At 40.9% G+C, this 22,086-nt stretch carries 19 protein-coding genes and 2 pseudogenes; 8 read left to right on the top strand and 13 right to left on the bottom strand.

The window, feature by feature from the left end:
- The first annotated feature begins 74 nt into the window (after positions 1 to 74).
- Positions 75 to 995: an alpha/beta hydrolase gene (locus V7K62_RS29025; protein WP_334870314.1), complete on the top strand. Its 921-nt coding sequence runs from the start codon at positions 75 to 77 to the stop codon at positions 993 to 995.
- A 277-nt stretch (positions 996 to 1,272) separates the two neighbouring features.
- Here the strand turns inward: V7K62_RS29025 and V7K62_RS29030 are convergent, their stop codons facing one another.
- The 6 genes and pseudogenes from V7K62_RS29030 to V7K62_RS29055 all read right to left on the bottom strand — a co-directional run bounded on the left by V7K62_RS29030 (position 1,273) and on the right by V7K62_RS29055 (position 5,499).
- The gene (locus V7K62_RS29030) at positions 1,273 to 1,590 is read right to left on the bottom strand and encodes a hypothetical protein (protein ID WP_334870315.1); all 318 of its coding nucleotides are present in this window, start codon (positions 1,588 to 1,590) and stop codon (positions 1,273 to 1,275) included.
- Between the two features lie 62 nt (positions 1,591 to 1,652).
- A complete protein-coding gene (locus V7K62_RS29035) occupies positions 1,653 to 2,423 on the bottom strand; it encodes an SDR family NAD(P)-dependent oxidoreductase (protein ID WP_334870317.1) in 771 nt (256 codons plus the stop codon).
- 109 nt (positions 2,424 to 2,532) lie between these two features.
- The gene (locus V7K62_RS29040; RefSeq protein WP_334870319.1) at positions 2,533 to 3,492 is read right to left on the bottom strand and encodes an inorganic phosphate transporter; all 960 of its coding nucleotides are present in this window, start codon (positions 3,490 to 3,492) and stop codon (positions 2,533 to 2,535) included.
- A gap of 200 nt (positions 3,493 to 3,692) precedes the next feature.
- A pseudogene (locus V7K62_RS29045) lies at positions 3,693 to 4,019 on the bottom strand (arsenosugar biosynthesis arsenite methyltransferase ArsM); the annotation flags it as partial.
- 338 nt (positions 4,020 to 4,357) lie between these two features.
- A pseudogene (locus V7K62_RS29050) lies at positions 4,358 to 5,016 on the bottom strand (response regulator transcription factor).
- 195 nt (positions 5,017 to 5,211) lie between these two features.
- The gene (locus V7K62_RS29055) at positions 5,212 to 5,499 is read right to left on the bottom strand and encodes a Mo-dependent nitrogenase C-terminal domain-containing protein (RefSeq protein ID WP_334870321.1); all 288 of its coding nucleotides are present in this window, start codon (positions 5,497 to 5,499) and stop codon (positions 5,212 to 5,214) included.
- 515 nt (positions 5,500 to 6,014) lie between these two features.
- Here V7K62_RS29055 and V7K62_RS29060 point away from each other — a divergent pair.
- The gene (locus V7K62_RS29060; protein WP_334870366.1) at positions 6,015 to 6,632 is read left to right on the top strand and encodes a class I SAM-dependent methyltransferase; all 618 of its coding nucleotides are present in this window, start codon (positions 6,015 to 6,017) and stop codon (positions 6,630 to 6,632) included.
- 92 nt (positions 6,633 to 6,724) lie between these two features.
- On the opposite strand, the gene V7K62_RS29065 is transcribed toward V7K62_RS29060, so the two are convergent.
- Complete coding sequence (locus V7K62_RS29065; RefSeq protein WP_334870322.1) at positions 6,725 to 7,222, bottom strand: GNAT family N-acetyltransferase; 498 nt, start codon at positions 7,220 to 7,222, stop codon at positions 6,725 to 6,727.
- Between the two features lie 441 nt (positions 7,223 to 7,663).
- Between V7K62_RS29065 and V7K62_RS29070 the strand changes: the two genes are divergently transcribed.
- Complete coding sequence (locus tag V7K62_RS29070; RefSeq protein ID WP_334870324.1) at positions 7,664 to 7,864, top strand: hypothetical protein; 201 nt, start codon at positions 7,664 to 7,666, stop codon at positions 7,862 to 7,864.
- 260 nt (positions 7,865 to 8,124) lie between these two features.
- Here the strand turns inward: V7K62_RS29070 and V7K62_RS29075 are convergent, their stop codons facing one another.
- From V7K62_RS29075 to V7K62_RS29085, 3 genes are all read right to left on the bottom strand, one after another.
- On the bottom strand, positions 8,125 to 8,844 hold the full coding sequence (locus tag V7K62_RS29075; protein WP_334870326.1) for a DUF4079 domain-containing protein: 720 nt from the start codon (positions 8,842 to 8,844) through the stop codon (positions 8,125 to 8,127).
- Between the two features lie 395 nt (positions 8,845 to 9,239).
- A complete protein-coding gene (locus V7K62_RS29080; RefSeq protein ID WP_334870328.1) occupies positions 9,240 to 10,844 on the bottom strand; it encodes a glycosyltransferase family 39 protein in 1,605 nt (534 codons plus the stop codon).
- 354 nt (positions 10,845 to 11,198) lie between these two features.
- Entirely contained in the window at positions 11,199 to 12,854 is a 1,656-nt protein-coding gene (locus V7K62_RS29085) for a glycosyltransferase family 39 protein (protein WP_334870330.1), read from the bottom strand.
- A gap of 281 nt (positions 12,855 to 13,135) precedes the next feature.
- Between V7K62_RS29085 and V7K62_RS29090 the strand changes: the two genes are divergently transcribed.
- The gene (locus V7K62_RS29090; RefSeq protein WP_334870332.1) at positions 13,136 to 13,531 is read left to right on the top strand and encodes a RidA family protein; all 396 of its coding nucleotides are present in this window, start codon (positions 13,136 to 13,138) and stop codon (positions 13,529 to 13,531) included.
- A 77-nt stretch (positions 13,532 to 13,608) separates the two neighbouring features.
- On the opposite strand, the gene V7K62_RS29095 is transcribed toward V7K62_RS29090, so the two are convergent.
- Positions 13,609 to 14,388 (bottom strand): GNAT family N-acetyltransferase, encoded by a 780-nt coding sequence (locus tag V7K62_RS29095; RefSeq protein ID WP_334870334.1) that lies wholly within the window; start codon positions 14,386 to 14,388, stop codon positions 13,609 to 13,611.
- A gap of 619 nt (positions 14,389 to 15,007) precedes the next feature.
- Here V7K62_RS29095 and V7K62_RS29100 point away from each other — a divergent pair.
- The 4 genes from V7K62_RS29100 (at position 15,008) to V7K62_RS29115 (ending at position 20,791) form a co-directional block, all read left to right on the top strand.
- Positions 15,008 to 16,078, top strand: a complete 1,071-nt coding sequence (locus V7K62_RS29100; protein WP_334870336.1) for an LOG family protein — start codon at positions 15,008 to 15,010, stop codon at positions 16,076 to 16,078.
- Positions 16,079 to 16,771: 693 nt separating this feature from the next.
- On the top strand, positions 16,772 to 18,094 hold the full coding sequence (locus V7K62_RS29105) for a D-alanyl-D-alanine carboxypeptidase (RefSeq protein WP_334870338.1): 1,323 nt from the start codon (positions 16,772 to 16,774) through the stop codon (positions 18,092 to 18,094).
- Positions 18,095 to 18,361: 267 nt separating this feature from the next.
- Positions 18,362 to 19,576: an HhoA/HhoB/HtrA family serine endopeptidase gene (locus V7K62_RS29110; protein WP_334870340.1), complete on the top strand. Its 1,215-nt coding sequence runs from the start codon at positions 18,362 to 18,364 to the stop codon at positions 19,574 to 19,576.
- A gap of 219 nt (positions 19,577 to 19,795) precedes the next feature.
- Entirely contained in the window at positions 19,796 to 20,791 is a 996-nt protein-coding gene (locus tag V7K62_RS29115; RefSeq protein WP_334870342.1) for a WD40 repeat domain-containing protein, read from the top strand.
- 217 nt (positions 20,792 to 21,008) lie between these two features.
- Here the strand turns inward: V7K62_RS29115 and V7K62_RS29120 are convergent, their stop codons facing one another.
- Positions 21,009 to 21,173, bottom strand: a complete 165-nt coding sequence (locus V7K62_RS29120; protein WP_334870344.1) for a hypothetical protein — start codon at positions 21,171 to 21,173, stop codon at positions 21,009 to 21,011.
- 49 nt (positions 21,174 to 21,222) lie between these two features.
- The gene (locus V7K62_RS29125) at positions 21,223 to 22,068 is read right to left on the bottom strand and encodes an MBL fold metallo-hydrolase (protein WP_442937349.1); all 846 of its coding nucleotides are present in this window, start codon (positions 22,066 to 22,068) and stop codon (positions 21,223 to 21,225) included.
- Between the last annotated feature and the right edge of the window lie 18 nt (positions 22,069 to 22,086).

The raw sequence follows: 22,086 nt of genomic DNA on the forward strand, positions 1-22,086 counted from the left end.
TTGAATTCTTGTACATTATTATAGATATTGACTTTTTAGTAGCTTGTTGGGAAAATACGTAAAAAATTAACCAGATGATTGACCATAGCGTGAGCATCGCGTCTCGTAGGGAAGGCACATTCCCAGGTGTTGGAGGACTCGAACTGTATTACCAAAGCTGGCAGCCAGAGGGTAAAGTCCGGGCAATATTAGCCATTTTGCATGGACTCGGAGCGCACAGCGATCGCTACAGTAATGTAATTCAGCATTTGATACCCAAGCAATATGCTGTCTACGCCTTAGACTTGCGTGGTCATGGACGCTCACCGGGTCAGCAAGGCTATATCAACGCTTGGAGTGAGTTTCGCGAAGACCTGGGAGCCTTTTTAGAGTTAATTCAGACCCAGAATCCTGGATGCCCAGTTTTTCTCTTGGGTCATAGTTTAGGCGCGGTGATTGTCTTAGATTACATCCTGCGCTATCCCCAACAAGCATCATTATTGCAGGGTGCGATCGCTCTCGCGCCAACCTTGGGGAAAGTTGGAGTTTCACCTATGCGGGTACTTTTAGGAAAAATGCTCTCACGGGTATGGCCGCGTTTCACCCTGAATACAGGCATTGACATTAGCGCTGGTTCACGAGATCAAAAAATTTTAGCCGCCTATGCCCAAGATACAATGCGACATACCCGTGCTGCTGCCCGTCTAGCGACAGAATTCTTTGCTACAGTTGATTGGATTAATGCTCATGCAGGTGATTGGCAATTACCATTATTGATTCTCCACGGTGGCGCAGACCGAGTAGCTTTGCCAGCAGGAAGCAACATCTTTTACCAACGGGTAAACTGCACAGATAAGCTGAGAATCGAGTATCCCGGAGCCTATCACGAGATTCAGAGTGACCTAAATTATCGCGAGGTACTGGCTGATTTAGAAGATTGGTTGGAGCGACACCTACCATCTGAGGTGGTGCAGTTAAGACGGGGAAGTGCTGAGTTAGAGTTTCCTAGTTCTTAGCAGTCTAATACTCATTATAGCGGTTCTCAGTTGAGTGAGATACAAGAACCCCACCCCCAACCCCCTCCCCGCTTGCGAGGAGGGGGCTATGACGTACCTTGTATGATTAGGAAACGCTAATATACTAAAATCATTAAGTCACATCTCCGATAATCAGTCAGTCAGTAACTAACTCGTATCGGAACTTTATATCGTTTAGTTGCATTTTATCTACTATATTATTAAGGCGATCGCATCCACTTCCATCAAACAGGCGATCGCCTATTAAAATGCAGAGTCAATTGTTTGTATTATCCGAAAAATATATTGCTGAGGATTGAGAGTTTTTTCCAACCAAAATAGGTTCTCCCTTTACTCCTCCACGGCTAAGAGTACAAATCTTATAAAGATTTTCACACTTAAATATTGCCATAACTAGCTCTTTCCCTGTTTGGTAAGAGGATGGTAAGGGTTTACCTACCTCGCATTCCATATCAATTTCGTTGTCACGCCACTGTAACTTCCAAATACGTTTTTCGGTTATTGGTGCTTTGACAGCCTGAGCGATCGCACTATACACCTGCTCTGCTTTAATATCATCCTTAGCTGCTGGCACAAAAAACTTCATAGGCTTTGGTTACAAGTAACGTGACTTTCATTAGCACCAGCGTAACGCAGTTACCAAGGCAATCTGCTCCCATTCCATGAGAAAAACTGTCCACTATCGCCTTCTTGAAGCTGTTCGATCACAGCCAATAATTGGGTAACAGTACGTTCCACTGAAAATAATTTTTCCGCAGGTACATTTCCCTGGAAAGGACGAGAAAGGCGCGTATCAGTTGTACCAGGATGCAATGTTACTATTAATGCTTTCGGACAACTTCTTTTATACTCAATTGCCGCAGTTCGCATCAACATATTGAGTGCTGCTTTAGAAGCCCGATAGCCATACCATCCACCAAGTTGGTTATCGCCAATACTGCCCAATTTAGCAGAAATAGTGGCGAACACGCTGCGTTCTCCATGACGAAACAGAGGCAATAAATGTTTAGCCAGTAAGACAGCACCAATACTATTTATCTGAAAATAGCGCAGCAAATTTTCTGAATTGATCTGTCTTAAGCTTTTTTCAGGTTGCAAAGTATCTTCATGTAACAGTCCTACACAGTTGACTACCAAATGCAGTTTGTCAACTTGAGTATGTATTTTTTGAACAGCTTCAATAATCTGTAACTCGTCAGTAATATCTATCTCCAAACAAATTAATCGCTCCGGATATTTGTCTACAAGAGCTATTAACTCTGAGGCCGATTCCGGTTGACGAGAAGTTGCATAAATTTTAGCTATTCTGTGATCTTGTAGCAATTTTTTCACACAACCCAAACCAATACCTTGGCTGGCTCCCACAATCAAAGCATTGACAGGATTAATTTCATCGATAAAAGACATATCAATTTAGATAACTTGTGAAGGCTGTGAGTGTTGTATTTAGTAGAGTTTTTGTTTGAGTTTGCATTAGTTACTACTCCTAAAAATTACACAACTATATTCAATTTTTCTAACCTTGCAATAATCTGTAGGTTATTCCACTAATAATTGCAGCAATTGGTAAAGTTAAAATCCACGATAGTAGGATCTGATAAAAAACACGCGGATTAGATTTTTTGCTAATTAATCCTACACCAAAAATAGAACCAACTGAAACGTGAGTGGTAGAAACTGGAAGCCCAAAGCGACTAGCTGCAATGACCAGAACTCCAGTTACTATATTTGCTGATAAGCCTTGAATCTGATTCATTGAGCTAATCTTTTCACTCATAGTTATTGCAACTTTTTGGGAGTTGAGTAAACCGCCAAGTGCCATTGCGATCGCTATCGTGATCATTCCTCCCTGAATCGAGAAATACTCAATAATTAGGATGAGTGAAACAATCTTAGGAGTATCATTTAATCCTCTAGCAAAACAGACAATTCCAGCGCTGATAAAATGGCAAGTATCAATCATTTTTTGGTTGACTGGTAGATGCCATTTTGAATTAATATAGCCAGATAATCTATAAATTCCTGCTCCCAAAGGAATAGCAATGATTGGACTGAGTAATAAAGGCAAAATAAAGGAAGTTCTCAAAGCGGCAAAATTAACTTGTAGTCCGATCGCAACTAATCCAGCCCCAACCAGCGCACCTGTTAAACTGTGAGTTGTGGAAATGGGAAACCCGATGAGGGTGGCAATCAGTACAGTCAAACCAGTAGCGATCGCGACTGCGAGATGAAACTCTGGGGTATTAGCGATCGCATCAGGTAATAGTCCTTTTCCAGAGAAGTTTTTAATTAACGCTCTTGATAAAAAAGTTGCAGTTACTGCACCCGCAAAAGTTGTAAAAGTTGCCCACAAAATTGCTGTTTGATAGCTGCTAGTTCGGCTACCAAACAGCGTTGCTACACCTTTAAAGTTATCATTTGCACCATTTGAATATGCTAAAAAAAGCGTAGCTAAAAATAGACTAATTAACAACATTTTGAGGTTTATAAAGAAGAAGTCAGAATGTAATTAGTGAAATATTTAAATTGTGCATTCATTACCCAGTCGCACAGAATCATTCTGAATTCTGACTCCTGACTCCTGAATTCTTTCTGAATAAATTAACAGCAACCACCACCGCTATAATGCCAGGTTGAATTGGTAACAATTATTTCTAATGGCTTGATAGCAGCAAGTTTAGCAGCAATTTTCAGATTACGTGCAGCAGCTTCCCGCATGGCCCCAACCGGTTCAACGGCAATTACAGCACTTGCATAGCGGGAAAAATAAGCGAATTGCAACGCTTCTAAGCCGCCACCAACGCCGACATACAGTACAGTAGGTTGGTTTCCTAGTTCGGTGGGGTGAACAGTGGTACCACAACCATAATTCATTTGCTGCATTGGCAAAGGAATTTTTAATCCTGGTAGTTGCAGGGGCGTACTTTGCACACAACAAAGTCCAACTTGGGGGGTTTGGGCAACTTCGCGGTAGAATGGCGCTGCTGTTTCTAGATAGCTCATGCCATTTTGGGTTTTCGATTTTGGATGATGACAGCTTTGTGCATCCTAGTATAATTAACTCTGAGTTGGATGAGTTTTTTCTGAGATTGCCAAAAACCCCAAATCTTTCTCTAGACCTCTTGCAAAAGTCCCCAACCCCTCTCCGCAAGCGGGGAGGGGAGACAAAGCGTAGCTTTGGCGGGGTGGGGTTCTTTCTTATTTTTGATTTATGCAAGAGGTCTTCTGATTGAAGGTTTTGGGGATTGGGGATTGGGGACTTGCAACTAGGGGAATAAGGAAGAATTATTGAAAAGTCTTTCGCTTGTCTCCCCCCAATACCCAATTCAATCATGCAATGTTTAGCCAACACCGATCACAGTCTGAATGAGACATTTTTCATTATTGGCTTCAAGTTTCAGCCGGAGGTAGCGAATGTAAGCTTCAATGATATTGGTATCGCCCATGAAGTCGTAACCCCAGACATCCTCTAAAATGCGATCGCAGCTAATTACCTGTCGCGGATGGGCCAGTAAATATTCTGTAAATCAAATTCCTTTGCAGTTAACTCAATTAACCGCTGATCTCGGTACACTTTCCGCGTGCGACGATTTAAACTTAGGTCTTCAAATTCTAAAACATCTGCGGCCTCTGCTTGGTTGCTTCATTGTAGGTGAGCGCCAACTCTGGCTAATAATTCATCAACGCTGAAGGGTTTAACGAGGTAATCATCAGCACCAGCATCTAATCCTACAATGCGATCGCTCACTTCATCTTTGACGGTTAATAAGATGATCGGCACTTTATCAGCTATACTTCGCAGGCGACTGCAAATTTCCAACCCCGACAAACCTGGCAACATCCAGTCTAAAATCACTAAATCCAGATGCAACTCCCGTGCTGCGGTGAGTGCAGTTAATCCATCGTAGGCAATACTGACTTGATAGCCTTCATAATTCAATTCCAATTCGACAAATCTTGCCAGTTTGACCTCATCTTCAATCAGTAAGATGTGCGTCATGATGATGTTAATGATTTCAGCAGGATACGGTAAGCAACAATACGGTCTAGAAACACTGTCTTCGAGGTGCCAGCTACTTAATAGCCAAACATCTAAATTAGGTGTACGTTAGCTTAGTATAAACCTGAGTAATGTAACAACCGTAAATCTGCAATTAGCGATCGCTGCTCGATCAAATAACAATCCAACTGGTTATTAGCAATAAGCTGTGATATCTTCACCGCATTCATCGGCAAGATAACAGAGCGCTCTAAAACGCAAACCAACCACTTCCTCGTATAGAGGATTTAATTTACACATCGGGGGAATTTGAAATAGCTTCCGACCAAACAGCGTGATGTCTCGCTCAAAGGGACACTGAGCAGGAATAGCTTTGCACAGGAAATGAGCCAATTTGGAGTTATGAATTTCGATCGTTTCCAAGCACTCGCGGACTGGGTGCAGTAGATCATTATGTAACTCGACTTGAATAATGCTTGCCATAATTTTTCATCTTGATAATTTCAAACTAGATTGAGTTTTTTGTATTTGAACCTTTATAGATATATACAGTTAAGTTCTGTAGTTTTATGCACTGACTGCTCGTTCTTTGGTTTTCTACAGAAGACATCTGGTGAAATTAAATATGCCTTATCCAGAACCGTTGTAGAGACGTAGTAGTGCTATGCCTCTACATTTTTTTACTCATACCTCTAAAGATAGAATGAGTTTCTCGGCACACTATTAACTACACATTCAAGTGCTACGGTTCCCGATAATTTGTCAAGGCAAACATATCTTTTGTGCTAAACTGCATTTTTGTCGGGGAGCCAGTGCATGGGGGAGAAGCAACTGGCGTTGTGTTACGCCGTAAGCTAACGCACCGAATCCTACAAAAGCCAGGTATTACAACCAATTCAGAACCGCTAAAATTAACTTGTGTTGTTAACCAAATTCTTGGAGGCGCAGCTAAACTTACCCTAAAAAAGCATCAAGCTTTAAGAAAGCTGCGAAAACTAATGACTGATGACTTTTTCAGTAACAAAAAGCTACTTTTTGACCTATGGGCATCAAGTTACGATTGGCTCTTTCCTTCAGTGTTTTATCGAGCCGTTCACAAACGCTTGCTGGAGTACGTCGATTTACCAGAGCCAGCAAATGTACTTGATATCGGCTGTGGTACTGGACGCTTGCTTGAGCGCCTTGCTACTCAGTTTCCCGACCTGCGAGCTACCGGATTGGATTTATCTGCTAACATGTTGCGGGTAGCAAGACAGAGCAATCGTCACCGTCCACGCTTAATTTATATCGAGGGCAAAGCTGAGTCTCTTCCCTTTGCTGATGGTCAATTTGATGCCGTTTTCAGTACTATCAGCTTTTTGCACTATTTGGAAGCTAAACAGGTGGTTAGTGAAATAGCACGGGTACTTTCTCCTAATGGACGCTTTTATTTGGTTGACATTACTTCCAAAAAAGAGACAGAACCTCAATTATTGCCAGTCTCTCCCCGTGGAATTAGACTTTACAGCCCTAATCAACGTCAACTTCTTGGCTCCTCTGCTGGGTTATTGTGTTTGAATCACCATTATTTACTAGGGCCTATCTTACTAACGATTTTTGCTAAACCTCCAATTTGAAAATGGGGAATGGGGGACACTCAAGCCTTGTTCTGCATATCTTAAATTACGAATTACGTAGCTTGCTTCTCGCCTCCGGCGAGTATTACGAATTACGAATTAGTCTGACCTTGATATTCCATAAACACCACAGGAACTTTGAGCAGCCTTTTAGCTAACTGCGAGAATCTAAATTTCCTCTTGAGCGTAGACAAGCCTATTGTCTTGGGAAATTGTGGTAAGTCTTCAAAAGATATTGGCACAAAGTCAAAGCGACTGTAAAACTGCACCAGTCGCTGACCTAAGCATTCTAGATAAAGTGGTTGCGTTGCTGTATTAATCAAATGCTGCGTTAGCAAAGTACCCAAACCGCCACCTCTCCAAGCTAATGCAACGACCAAACTACCAAGTTCTTGCGCCTCTGAGAAATTACGTAGCTGTCCGCAAGCTATAAGATTTTTATCGCATTCAATGACCCAAAATTGCTGCCAATTTAATTGGGTTGGGTCGAGTTTCGCTGAGAATACCAGCAATCGAATCGACCACTGATCCGCAGAGGTTGCCTTACGAAGGACACATCCAGATGGTAACGATAGATTGCTCTGGTTCATTAATTACACTTTGATAGTTTGTATCACAATCATCACACCATATTATTCATTCAGATCCATAGGACTTACCCACACTCTACGAAATCTTCTCTACTCTACGAGACGCTGCGCGTTGGCGGTTCGATAACTTAAGCTTTTTGGTGATTTTTGCGTAAGTCCTGATCCAGTCAGATTATTTGCTATTTCCTGTCAACTATCAATAAACACAATTTTAAAAGCATCTTGGACATAAAACCCATTCCAAGTTCTCCCTTAACGACAGCAAGGGTTCTAAGGGTTAACAAATTCTATATTTATGGATTTTTATCAGCATATATGAGTAGTACTAAACAATACTTACGATAGAGGGAAGAATCAGCCATAACTATATTCTAGATAGATACACTCACACCCCTAATTTTTTTAAGATAATCACAAGAATAAATGATTAGGAATGTAGTCATGGCTGAAGAACAAAAAGAAAAATCCAATAATCAAGAAGCTACGCCTACCGCTTCTGGTGGCTACCAAACCCCTATCGAAGAAGGTATCCGCAAAACTGGCGATGCTGAAAAGAGTGATGCTAAACCCAGTGCTACTCCAGAAGCACCAGGAGAGGATTCTGTAGCAGGTAGCCCCAATCAAGGAACTGAGTCACGTTAATTGGTTTGAACTTTCCCAAGTTTTAATCATCTCGTGGGGTCTTTTGTAATCACCCTAATACAGTAAGTATGGAGTGGATATGTGGTGTAACAGCTACAATTATCCACTTATTTTTTTGTGTTATGAGCTAGATTATCTCTACGTGGTTGGGTTAGCGTAGCTTACCGCAGATATCGCAATCCAAAACCCCAATGCATCCAGCAGCCTAAATATAGCTTTTAATAGACATCTGGTGAAATGAAATATGCATTATCCAGAGCTTATTTTGGTGCTTGGGAATTTGGCGTTGGACAAGTTTTATTAGGAAAATCACACTGATAAATGTAGGTTTCTTGCCAACTCAAGGGAATTTCTAATAAGTCTCGCGTTCCTGTCATGCCTTGTCCAATAAATAGTAACAAAGCAATGCAGTTTAAAATCGTATGGACGATACGCCAGCGATTGGACTTATCTTGATAAATATCTTGAACAATTGCTAATGAAAAAATCATCAGCAGTGCTGCGGTAATCCCAATATAATAATGTGACCAATACCACTCCTTGGTGAGGCGATAGACTCCATCTTGACAGCCTAGAATTACTAAACCTGCACCGGTTAAAGTTGCAAAAACTGCCCGCCACACCCGCTGCTTTGCCCGATAAAGAAATACTAACGAGGCGATGGTGGCAGCAAATATTAGTAGGATAAAAATAACTTGAAAAGGTGTTTTATTCCACAATTGATTTTTGATAATATTTTTGCCAATAGGGTAGCTTAATCCGATTAAAGTTAATCCGACAACTGCACTTGTGAGCCTTTCACCTAACTGCTTATGTTCTGCACCCACCACTGGAGGAATTTTACTTTTACTTCCGGCTAACATTTGCAATCTACGTTGGCGTGTCTGCCAAGCAAAATTAACCACTGTACCGATGAGTGGAAACACGAATATAATTGCGATCGCTGGATGTAAAAGACTAAGAAAATCTGTTATTTGCATACAATACCTTTTAATGAATCATTGAGTTCATCACAAAGGATAATTTAAAGCATCGTACCATTACTTAAATTAATTTCAGATGAGAATTTGTTTAATATTTATTTTTGTTATTTTTAGCTGATTTTAATCAAGCAAATATTTGAATATCTGATAAAAAATGATGAATCTAGTAAACAAATTGATGTATTAAAAAACACATGAAAATATTTTTTAATATAAAGTATTATTGGAAATTTTTTGTTACATTTTCAGGACTTACACAAATAATAGTTGAAAAGAATGATTTTCAGGTAGGGGCAATACCATGCAGTAAGCCGCTTCTCTACGAGATGCGAATTAGTCTATATGAATTGCCCCTACCTACAGCGTGTAGTTTTGCGTAAGTCCTAATTTTTTCAAAAAATTACGTCGCGACGCGGATTTTCTACTTTCCAGAGCAAGTAATGATTGTCACTATATATAACAAATGTTTTATACTTGTAATTTGTTTCTATTTGCTTGCGCCAGGTATCTGAAGGATTTAGTAAAAATATATCAATGAACTCATCAGGAATATTGGGGATAGAATGGTCTTTTACTAATTGAAACTGCACTTTTGGCTGTAAAAGATAACTGAGAGAAAAGACATTACCATAATTAATACCAGAATCATCACTAATCAAAAGTGGATGAGTAGCCTGATTGATAATTTTTGCAACTTGTGGATTACCATAGCTAATAACCTTACTCCACCAAGTTTCAGCCTGAGAATTCGCTCCATAAGAAACTAGCCCACAAATAATCACTAGTCCCATGATTGTTTGCCAGATTCTCCGGCGTACAAGACTCTTGTTATGTAGCTGCATAGCCAGTAAGTAAGTAACAGCTAGTTGAATGCCCAAATAAGAAAGCAATAAATAACGTTCGGAAAGTGAGCGTATACCCCCAAAAATTAAATCTGGTAACACTAAAGGTAGTGCGGGAATCATAATCAGCGTTACGATAAACAACCAAATTGTATAGTTAGTTGTTCGGCAAAGAAAATAAATAGAATATCCAATAAAAATTAAAAAAATTGGCGTAATTACATAGCTAAACGGATTTTCAAAGCCAAAGTTTAAATCAAGAAAAATTCGGCTCAACTGTAAAAGCCAAGATTTAATTAAAATCTCTAGGGGTAACTGTCTCTTTGTCCAGACTGTTGAACTGTCAAATTGCAAAAAGTTATCTATTACAACCAACATCCAAGGTGTGAAGGCTAAAAACCCTGCTAGAGATGCTAATAGATAAGCTTTGACTGTCTTAGTAAACCTAAATTTCGCAGTGGCAATTACATAAATACCATGAGCAACTGCGACAAATCCACTCAACAAAAATGTATAGAGACTAAGCCCCAAAGTGACTGCATAGATTGCCCAAGTTAATATGCGTGGTGCTTGATCTTTCGATTCCAGCCGTAATGCTCGTAGCAATGAAGCGCTGCATAGTAATATAGTCACTATCCAGAGAATATATTCTCGTGCTTCTTGGGCGTATACTAGGTGAATAGGGGAGATTGCCATGAGTGCGATCGCAACCTCAGATACCCATACCGATGCTTTAAATAATTCTCGACATAGCCAATAAATACTGGGAAAAATCAACAAGCTGATAAAGGCAGATAAACTCCTGATTACCGTCACCGAATTGCCAAATATTTCCACCCAAAACCGAGCGATTATATAATACAGTGGTGGATGCTGTGGATCTTCTATTTCTAAAGACATAATTGTGTCACTTAAGCCTTTCTCCATATTGGGACTTTGGAATTTGGCAAAACTTTCCTTATTAATTATGCGACCATTAAATATTTGCTGCCTGACTTCATTTGCCGTATAACCAGAAATCCGCAATGAAGTGAAAGTTTCATCGTGCCAGTACACTTTGCCGTCAATGTTAAAAAAGCGAAAAAATATACCTGATATTAACAAAATAACAATCAAAAACTGCAACCTATTTGGAGCAAGTTGGAGATGCCGCATAACTAAATCTCACAATAACCTGTACACAATTATTTACTCTAACTAAACAACTGTATGAGGTTTAATTACTGTCACCAAAAGTTATAATTTTATACTCTTTATCTGCCAATCTGAGTGAGGCATCTAATATGCAACATTTTATAAAGTTTCCTAATTCTTAACCTCACCCCCAGACACTCTCTGAACTCACAAAGAGGGAAGATAAAGCACAGCTTTATCGGGGTGAGGTTTTAATATATAGCCTTTCGCCTTTCCTAATCAGATGAAGTAGATCATAGTCCCCTCCTGGTTTGCTCTTAGTGGGTTGGGGGTAGGGTTCTTATACCCCACTCAACTGAGAACCGCCATAGCACACTATAAACTAGTAGATAATTTATTATTAAGTGAGATATTACGTCGGCGCAAATTACGAGTTTTAGCTAATTTACAGAGCGAATAATAGTTATCACTATAAACAACATCTGTCTTGAATTTATACTTTTTTTCTATTGTTTGAACCCAAGTGTCTGAAGGATTAAGTAAAAACACATCAGTAAACCCATCAGGAATTTTCGGAATTTTTTGATTGTTCACCAACAGAAATCGCACTTTTGGTTCCAAAAGATAGCTTAAAGAAAAGACATTACCATAATTATTCCCCAAAGCATCACTAATCAAAAGTGGACGATTACTCTGATTTATGATTTGGGTAACTTGTGGATTGCTATAATTCATACCCTTATTCCACCAAGTTTCTGCCTGGAAACTCACCTTAAAAGAAATCAAACCACAAATAATCACTAATGCCATGATTATGTGCCAAATGCCTCGACGTGACACGCTGCCATTATATAATTGCGTAGCTAGTAGATAAGCAACAGCTACTTGTATTCCTAAATAAGATGGGATTAAATATGGTTCGGTAGATGATCGTATACCCCCAGCAATTAAATCTGGCAGTATTAAAGGTAGTGCTGGAACTACAATTAATGTGATGATAAAAGACCAGATTTTATAGTTAGTTGTTAGACAAATAAAATAAATTGAATATCCTACCAAAGTTAAAAAAAATAGTGCAATTAAATTGCCTAAAGAATTTTCTGAGCTTAGGTCTACGTCAAAAAAAATTCGGCTTAACTGCATTAGTAAAAATGGAAATATAGGTGTCAAATCTGACTGCGTTGTTGTTTTATCTGCTGAAATCAAAAATTGAAAAAATTCACCAGTTACAACTGTTATCCAAGGCATGAAAGCTAAAAAACCTACCAGAGATGCTAGCAGATAAGTTCTAACAGTTTCAGTAAACTGAAATTTGGCAGTTATCATCACATAAATTCCGTGAGCAACTGCTATAAATGCACTCCAAAGAAATGTATAAAGGCTGATGGCTAAAGTTACTGTATAAATGCTCCAGATAGCGAATGAATCGGGTTTTTGCCGTTCTTTTGCTAGCTCATCTTCTAGCCGTATGGCTCGCAGCAGAGAGGCACTGGATAGTAAAATGGTGACTAACCAAAGAATATATTCTTGTGCTTCTTGGGCGTATACGAGGTGAATTGGAGAAATTGCCATGAGTGCGATCGCAACACCAGGAACCGATAATGGTATATTAAATAATTCTCGGCATAGCCAATAAACACAAGGGAAAACCAGCAAACTAATGCAGGCTGATAAACTTCTAATCGCCGTCACCGAATTACCAAAGATTTCCATCCACAATCTGGCTATTATGTAATACAACGGTGGATGCAGAGAATCTTGTTTTGCCAAAGACATAATTGTGTCATTTAAGCTTTTTTCTGGATTTGCACCTTGAAACTGGGCAAAACTTTCTCCACCAATGACACGATTATTAAAAAGTTGCTGTTTTACTTCATTAATTGTGTAACCAGAAATCCGCAATGAGGCATAAGTTTCATCATGCCAATAAACTTTGCCATCAAGATTAGAAAAGCGAAACAATATACCCATCGACAATAAGAAAATAATTAAAAATCGCAACCAACTCGGAGCAAATTTGAGATGGTGCATAAGTAGTTTTCCCAATAATTTGTCTAAAATAATCCATTCAGGTGGACTGAATCAGGTGCGTTCGTTAGGAATTATATCTGAGTTTGTTCATCAGACATAGCCAAGGTACTTTGAGTGAGAGTCATCTGATTTGAAAGATTGACAATAAATATCTCTCTTCTATTAACTCTGAAAACAATTACATAAGGTTGTATCAAATACCGCAAAACTGATCTTGATTTTGCAGCCGAGATGCGAATGTGGAGTAAAATATCATAAATTGGTAATAAATTAGGTTTATCATGCAACTTAAGCGGACATTTTCTAATACATCTTGGGAGTCAAAAGTAGGTTACTGTCGAGGCATAAGAGTCGGAAGCCACATTTATATTTCTGGTACTGCACCAGTTGATACCACAGGAGGTATTTTTGCTCCTGGCGATGCTTATGCACAGGCAAAGCGCTGTTTTGAAATTATCCAAAAAGCTTTACAAGACTTAGGTGCCGATCAAAGCAATGTTGTGCGGACTCGGATGTTCGTTACAAACATTAGCTGTTGGGCTGAATTTGGACAAGCACATCAAGAATTCTTTGGAGAAAATCCACCAGCTTCAACTATGGTAGAAGTGAAATCTTTAGTTGAACCAGGGATGTTAATTGAAGTTGAAGTTGATGCGATCGCCCCAGATTCAGAGTGACGAACATCAAACTTTACTTCCTGTCGCTGCCTGTGACTGACTATCGTTAGCGCCAAAGAGAATTTTTGCAAAATTTGTTAACGCCATCTAGCAAAGTTTTTGCTATTAGATATAGTTAAAAAATCAATAGTCTTAAACTGCCGATCAATAGCTGGAACACTGCATATTTTAGCTCCAATATTTAAGTATGCCTGCAAAATTTTCGGAATTTCAACATTATATGGATCTGGAGAATTTTGAGGTATTTCTAGACAAGATTGTGGATTTGGATAAACCAAAATACTCGGATGCATCAAGTCATTCTGCTGAAAATAATCATAAGCGCAAGCAGCTTGCCAAGGACATTGTGTTAGTAATGATGCACAGCCAAAGAAATATTGGTTTTTACTCCAGATGAGATAATTTGCCAGCCCTGACCAGAGTAGTAAAAGTGTCTGACTATTGCGATATTCTTTAGCTATACATGCACGCCCAACTTCCACTGATACCTGAAGCACAGAATTGGGAATTCCATTAAGATTAAATATATCGGTAGCATCAAAGCCGAGTCTTTGAGAAGCCATTGTATAGGTTTGCATCCGATAAGTTCCAATCGTTTTACCCGTTTGTTTGGAGATTAGGATTAAATGATGGCAAACTGCATCAAACTTATCTATATCCATCTGGGTAAAGTTAGAAGCAGGAAATCCCAAGCCTAGTTCAAGATTAAAAACTTCAAAGCGCAACCGAAAAATTGATTCTAATTCTTCTTCAGTTGAAGCCAGCCGTAGGGTATATTTTTCAGTTTGAAGGACGGGAAAATCTTCAATAGTGGGAGGAGGATTCAGTGGGTAATTGATGCGTCCAGAAACTTCCATCTATCTTCCTACTTAGATTTGCGAAAATATTCTACTAGGATTTTGGCACTATACAAATAGCTCATATTATGCATTAATGTGTCGAAGCGTAATTGAGACGGTTTTCGATAAAAGATCCTTTAGAGCAATACGCTTGGGTTAAGGATTTTTGCTACTGATTTTTGACCTGTAAAGACGCGTTAGCATAGCGGGGCGTTGCGCTAACGCGTCTCCAAGAGTTGCCCAGTCCAATTTCGCGTCTCTACCAAGGATTTTAGGTTTAACTGAACGGCATTGTGGTCTAGAGAGCTTTTTTACTTTCTTAGATTAGGGGTAGAGTGCTTTTATTATGGAGATTAATTCCCAAAAAATCTGGCAATAAGATACAAAATTTTTCTTTGATATACGCTATAAATGCAAGTCATACCATTTTACACAAACCCTGATACATATAGATTTTTCATAGAGAACATTGCTGATTAGTGTCAACTTCAAGTAAGAGGCAGTTTAGAAGAAGCTTTTAGAGATTGTCTCATGTCTCGTTTCTATGCTCCGTATACTGGTGACAACTTAATATATCCCGCTTGCTAGAGTGTGAGTAGTTCACGTAAAATATAGTGCCATTGTTGCGGCAGTTCTCATGACCTCATCTGCGTCGTTTGACACATTAGAGTCTTTACAGGCGGATATCGCTGAATTGATTGCTCGTTTACCGACATTAAAAAATCGGCAATTTATTCAGCAAGCACTTGCTACTATTGTTCGTCTAGCTGATACCGAAATTGAGCGTCTCGATTGGAAAATTTTATCGGCTGCATTAGCAGATATGGAGCGCGGTTTCCAGCTTTTTTATGATTACCGACACGTTCGTAAAGTCACTATCTTCGGTTCTGCTCGTCTAGCGCCAGATAGGCCAGAATACCAAATGGCCGTTGAGTTTGCTCGTGCTATTTCTCAATTAGGATTTATGGTGATGACTGGCGGTGGTGGTGGAATCATGCAGGCGGGTCATGAAGGTGCTGGGCGAGAAAATTCCTTTGGATTAAACATTCAGTTACCTTTTGAACAGCAAGCAAACCCGTTTATAGAGGGCGATCCCAAGCTAATCAACTTCAAATATTTCTTTACCCGCAAGCTGTTTCTCCTCAAAGAAAGTGATGCTGTAGCCTTGTTTCCGGGAGGCTTTGGCACTCAAGATGAAGCTTTTGAATGTATGACATTAAGCCAAACGGGTAAATTTGGGCCAGTACCTCTAGTTTTAATCGATCGCCCTGGTGGTGATTACTGGCGCTCTTGGAGCGAATATATTGATAAGCAATTAGTGCAAAATGGTCTTGTCAATCCTGAAGACCCCAGCCTTTACACGGTGACAGATAACCTGAATGTGGCTTGCGACGCTATCACCCGTTTTTACCAGGTTTATCATTCCAGCCGCTATGTAGGCGATAAGTTAGTCATCCGCCTGAAGACAGATATATCAGACGCTCTTTTAGAGCAACTCAATGCTGATTTTAGCGACATTATTATTCAAGGAAGGATTGAAAAAAGTCAGGCATTACCTCAAGAAGCACAAGATGAAACTGTTGGACTACCTCGCCTGATTTTGTACTTTAATCAACGCGACTTGGGGCGCTTATATCAGATGATTGCCACAATTAACCGGATGGGTACTCCTTCACTAGAGGATGTAGCGCATCCAGAAAGAAAGTAAGTAAGCTAAAACACATCTAATTTGCATATTAAAATTTTCTCAATATCTTGTAAGGTGGGCAGCGTTCGACTAAGCGCTCACGCCGAAGTCTTACCCGCCCTGATTATGCAACTTGAATGCCGACTCGCTTATTAAGGAAAAGAAGGGGGAGAATTTTGAATTACTTTCCCTTTCCTTTTTTCAAGGTTATAAAATTGCGTCACCGATAGCGAGACGGACGCTCGTTCCTCTCTACGAGACGCTGCGCGAACGCTACCGCTTGGCTATTGAGCGTCACAGCCCGTCGTAAATATCGCCAGTTTCTGAATCAGGCTAATGGCGTAGTATCTGTACATATCAAAAAGTCTTTATAGGCATTTTTATTTTTTATTTTCATGGGGCTATCTTCATGAGTAATGGACATTTTGGCACTGTCAAAGCAGCCACGAAAACAATATAGTGCTTCTCGTTTGTATGAAATATACTTTGGCTTCTCTCCTTTTAGGAGAGAAGCTTTGAATCTTACCCCCTTCCCTTGCTCTTAAGGGGCTGGGGGTTAGGTCTGTATTGGACTCAACCCAGAAGCGCTATATGATTCACCCTACTTACAGATCAGAAAAACACCAGTTATTATGACTCAATACTGATTATCCTAAAAAAGCTTGTATATTAGCACAGTAAACAACGTTTCAAATCCTAACAGAGGAATAAAAGATGCTGGAATTATTGGGTTCAGGTTTGGTGTCGCTTTGGCTGGAAATGGCCGGGGTACAAATCAAGCCTCTAGATGCCTTAGATGCTTTGACTTGGCAAAGTAGCCCTGGCTTAGTTCTTGCCCCTGATCCAAATCCAGCTGGGGCGACTACGGTGCAGGAATATCTGAAAAAGCTCATAACATCAAAAGTAGTGGCGCCAAATCTGGCTGAGAGTCAGGGGATTTGGATGCAGTCGGGGCCGATACTGATGGCAAATCACCAAGGTACGACTCCTCTGCCAGCTGCTTCTTTAACCAAAATTGCTACTTCACTAGTTGCTTTGAAAACTTGGGGCCCAGATTACCAATTTGATACTTTGGTCAGTGTGACTGGCCCAGTGGTAAATGGAGTTGTGCAGGGCGATTTGGTGATTACAGGCCGTGGCGATCCTTTGTTTGTTTGGGAAGAAGCGATCGCTCTTGGTAACACTCTCAATAAAATGGGCATCAAGCAGGTAAAGGGAAATTTGATCGTTACTGGCAGTTTTGCCATGAATTTCCAACGTCAGCCGATGCTAGCAGGTCTGATGCTCAAGCAAACACTAAATCGTGCGACTTGGGGTCGCCCCGCTATTTATACATACTCAATCATGCCCAAGGGAACACCCAAGCCTCAAGTTGTGATTGCAGGTGGGGTGAAAGTTGAGGCGCAACCAAACCCTCAACAAACTTTGTTACTGCGTCATCGCTCATTGCCCTTAAAGCAACTGCTCAAGGAAATGAATGTTTACAGTAACAACGATATGGCAGAGATGCTGGCAGACTCAGTGGGAGGAGCAACTGTAGTACAATCAACTGCTGCCAACCTTGCTAGAGTGCCACAAGTAGAAATCCAGTTAATCAATGGTTCTGGATTGGGGCCGGAAAATCGCATTTCTCCCAGGGCTGTTTGTGCCATGCTGATGGCTATTCAAGTTGAGGCATCTGCCCATCAACTGAATCTGGCTGATTTGTTCCTCATGTCTGGATTTGATCACCGGGGGACACTACACACCAGACACATTCCCCTTGCGACTGTGATCAAAACTGGCACTCTCCGGGATGTGAGCGCTTTAGCGGGAGTGATGCCCACACGCGATCGCGGTTTGGTTTGGTTTGCTATTATCAACCGTGGTACAAATGTCTGGGGTTTCCGGACTGGACAAGACCAACTACTGCAAAGTGTTGTCAAACAATTACAACAACCTCTAACCGTTCCTGTTGCCCTCACTCCCCATTCACCGATAAACTCTTTACCCCAGCTAGGCGCATCTAATCGGAATGAAATCTTATACAAAAGTTAGTTTATCCATAGTCCACGGTTAGAACAGACAGTGGGCTAGTCTTGTTAGCAATCCAAAAGTTTTATGGATGGGTAAAAACCGAACTTGTAAAGGGTAAATGTCCATAATAGCTTTTGGGTTAAATTTTCCATTAAGTTGATTACAGGTAGTTCGCAAAATGCCCTAACCCTAGTAGTGGAAAGAGCAAGCGAAACCTGAAGTAAAAATAACTGTAAATAGATTTGTCACGACTAAGCAACAATTAAGCTTATAAATTAGGTTGTGATTATGCGATTTCCCAAAATATCTCGATCTTTACGTCAACTTAGTACTCATGTTTTAGCGATCGCGCTAGGAGTTGTGCTAGCGGTTAGTACATTACAGGTGTTACCCTCCCAAGCCGAACCAGCACCCACAATAACTGCTCTTGATACTTCAAACCTAATTGCCCAACAGCAATCACCAGCTACTGCTGCGATCGGTAGCACTAGCTTTGTCACAGCAGCAGTTAATCGTGTTGGTTCAGCAGTTGTCCGCATTGATACTGAGCGGACAATTACTCGTCGCGTTGATCCATTTTTGGAAGACCCCTTTTTCCGTCGGTTTTTTGGTGATGGTTTCTCTCAACAGATGCCTTCTGAGCAGTTACGCGGTTTAGGTTCAGGTTTCATTATTGACAAGAGCGGGTTAGTTTTGACTAATGCTCATGTGGTCGATAAGGCTGATAAAGTAACAGTCCGACTCAAAGATGGCCGCACCTTTGAAGGTAAAGTTCAAGGTATTGATGAAGTTACAGATTTGGCAGTAGTCAAGATTAACGCTGGTAACGATTTACCAGTGGCACCCTTGGGTTCTTCCAGTAATGTACAAGTAGGAGACTGGGCGATCGCAGTTGGTAATCCTTTGGGATTTGATAATACCGTTACCTTGGGAATTATCAGTACCCTCAAACGTTCTAGCGCCCAAGTCGGCATTAGTGACAAACGCTTGGATTTCATTCAGACAGACGCCGCCATTAACCCTGGTAACTCTGGCGGGCCACTATTGAATGGTCAAGGTGAAGTGATTGGGATCAACACAGCCATTCGCCCTGATGCAATGGGTATTGGGTTTGCAATTCCTATTGATAAAGCTAAAGCGATCGCCGCGCAACTGCAACGTGATGGTAAAGTTGCTCACCCCTATTTAGGCGTGCAAATGCTAACTTTGACACCCGAACTTGCCAAGCAAAATAACACCGATCCCAACTCTCCGATTCAGATACCAGAAATCAATGGTGTTTTTGTCATGCGAGTTGTCCCCAATTCTCCAGCGGCATCTGCGGGTATCCGGCGGGGGGATGTAATTCTGCAAGTTGATGGTAAAGCAATTACCAGTGCTGAACAATTGCAGAATGTTGTGGAAGACAGTCGCCTTGGTCAAGTATTACAGGTAAAAGTGCAACGGGGTAATCAGACACAGCAGCTTTCAGTACGCACAGCTGAGTTGCAAAATGCTTCTTAGCACACATCTGTTATTGGTGTCAACTTAAGCATATTAGACAGTCTAGAAAAGCTTTCTCTCGTTCCCAGCCTCTGGCTGGGAATGCCCCCTGTGAGGCTCCGCCTCGTTTACTAGCGGCAGCAGCCCAATGAGGTAGATTTCCCGATTCTACCTTCTTTTCCAGCCAAATATGTAATTTAAAAAATTTATTATCGCTGAACTCTTTTCTAGAGTCTGTTTATGTTTCCATGTCTCCATACCTTTGATGAACCTCATTCAGAGTACTTAAACAGCTTGAGCTTAAGCCCAGATGGAATTCTTCTGATAGGCTGTTTTCACAATCTTGTCAAGGTTTGGGATTTAACGACTGGGAATACCAACCATTCATTTGAACTGCATGGAGATCGGTATGGTCACTTTAATACTTTGGTAAATCCAGACTGGAAAAGCATCATCAGTAATGATCGGTATGGCAATCTCCGAACCTATGACTTTTGGACAGGAGAGGAAGTCTTCTCTTTTCAAGGAGATTCCAGTGCTTTAGCATTTACTCCTGATGGAAAAGTATTATTTTCAGCCACATGCAAAGCTCCTTATGGTACGAATGCCAAGATTGAGATTAATGTTATTGAATTCTCAACGGGACAATTACTCCGCACCTTACTATTTGCAAATGCATATCTTCCAATTCGCTGTTTAGTAGCCAGTTCAGATAGTAGTATTTTGGTAGCTCAAGCATTTGATCTCCTAACTCAAGTTTGGGATTGGCAAAATGGGCAAGTTCTCAGCACATTTAATGCCCTACCTTCAAATTCTTCCCTCCATTCCCCCAATTGTGTTTGTAGGCATTGGCTTGATGCAGTTGGAACTCGCCCAAATGGTCAAATCATTGCTGGTGTGGCACAAAGGGACAAACCTAGTGAAGAAACTACCGTTGCCATTTGGGATATACAAACCACGGAAGTCCTTTATACACTTGGCATCAGCCAGCGCGAACCTGATTCGGGTATGCCTCATAGTGCTATGACACCTGATGGCTCACTGCTTGCTGTTGGCAATATTAACGAAATTGAAGTTTGGGATCTAGAGAATAGGCAGCAGCTTTGTGTGCTGTATGGACATAAGTCTAGGATTGACCATCTCACAATTAGCCTAGATGGGAAAACCATTGTCAGCTATGCGTTTAATGACAGCATCAAAGTTTGGCATCGTAATGGGAGTTGCCGTAATCATTAAAGCATCTGTCTTAGCTAACCCCGCGTAATGCTGAAATAACATCTTGGGCTGACTGATGCCGAAATTTCCCTGTATGATATCATGTCCGGCTGATTAGTTGTCATTGCGAACGAAGTGTTCGCGGAGCGTCTCCAAGAGTTGCAATCTCCGAACCCTTGTGATTGCTTCGTTCCACTTCGTTCCACTTCGTTGCACTCGCAACGACTATCGTAAGTTATTAAGCGGACATGATATGAAAATCAGCTAGGGTTTGTTGAGCATCCGTCGCTATTTCTGCACGACGATTTTCGTGGTGGCGGTTTTGGAGAATCTTGATCAGCATTTCTTGCTGCTCGGAGGAAAGTTGCAAAGCTTCTTTCAGCACTTGTTCGAGAGTACTCATGATCGAATTAGACTATCAACATGCTCTTAGAAACTTGATCGTGTCTAAATCACTTACCAACCGCTAATACTAGACCTTCATGGGCTAGTATGGCTTGAGGAAAAGCAGATTTAATATCGAGTTGAACCTTGTCAAGAAAATCATCATGATCATCTGGGTGATGATGAGAAATAGCTAGCCGTTTAACGCCAGCATTCAGAGCCGCATTCACCGCAGCTTGCCAGAGTAAATCAGCAGAGTCATGGTTGTGAGATGTCGGCGGAGTGTAAGTGGCATTGGCAATCAGCAAATCAACGCCTTTAATAAACTCTAAAATCCGCTCTCGCTCTACTTGATCGGCATTTTGGTGCAAATCCGTGACGTAGGCAACACTATACTCTTGCCAAGTGACTCGGTAGCCAATTGACCGCTGAGTTTGATTAATGAATGCAGTTGTAATAGTGACATCATCTAATTTCACATCACTGTCTGGAGTCAGATTGTAAAACTGCAATTCCGACTGCATTACCTGTAAAGGGTAAGGAAAGTGTGGCTGGAGCATCTGATCGTACAGACATTGTTTGATTGAGGCTCCATTTGAGGCAGCTGTGCCGTAAATATGGAAGCAATTTTCCCCAATAAATGCGGGAGCAAAAAAGGGAAACCCTTGAATTCTGTTTGATTGGCAGTTGGTAAAAAATAAATGGGCTTCCAGTGGCTGTTGTAGTTCTTGCCAAGTTTTACCCAGTATGCGTAAGCCAGTACCGCCATCAAAAATCAAGCGTTTCCCAGCTACATGTATTTCTACACAAGCGGTATTACCACCATAACGATTGGTGTTGCTACTTGGGGTGGGAATCAAACCTCTTACACCCCAGAATTGCACGAGAAATTCACTTGCTGGACTACTTGGCATGGTAGCTGACTTTTCAGA

The sequence above is a fragment of the Nostoc sp. genome, assembly GCF_036917935.1.
GTDB lineage: Bacteria > Cyanobacteriota > Cyanobacteriia > Cyanobacteriales > Nostocaceae > Nostoc.